Origin of the sequence: Anoxybacillus sp. LAT27 (assembly GCF_022030075.1) — a bacterium.
GTDB classification, from domain to species: Bacteria; Bacillota; Bacilli; order Bacillales; family Anoxybacillaceae; genus Anoxybacillus; species Anoxybacillus kestanbolensis.
This window is the reverse complement of the sequence record NZ_JAIWYK010000350.1, coordinates 1-229: the sequence shown is the minus strand read 5'-3', so window position 1 is coordinate 229 and position 229 is coordinate 1. Positions and strand designations below refer to the sequence as shown.

Annotated in this window: 1 pseudogene; it reads left to right on the top strand. The window is 52.0% G+C overall.

The window, feature by feature from the left end:
• Window positions 1–73: 73 nt before the first annotated feature.
• A pseudogene (locus LD028_RS09755) lies at window positions 74–229 on the top strand (DNA-directed RNA polymerase subunit alpha); the annotation flags it as partial.

Here is a 229-nt window from a genome sequence, read left to right as displayed (position 1 = left end):
CGCCGGGGAAATTCCTGAGTGGGCTGAATCGGCCCACCCAAGAATTTCGACGTTTTGAAGGAGGGTTTGTTTAATGATAGAAATAGAAAAACCGAAAATCGAGGTTGTGGAAGTAAGCGACGACAACTCGTACGGGAAGTTCGTTGTTGAACCTCTGGAGCGCGGATACGGCACCACTCTTGGCAACTCGCTGAGACGGATTCTCCTCTCGTCTTTGCCAGGCGCGGCA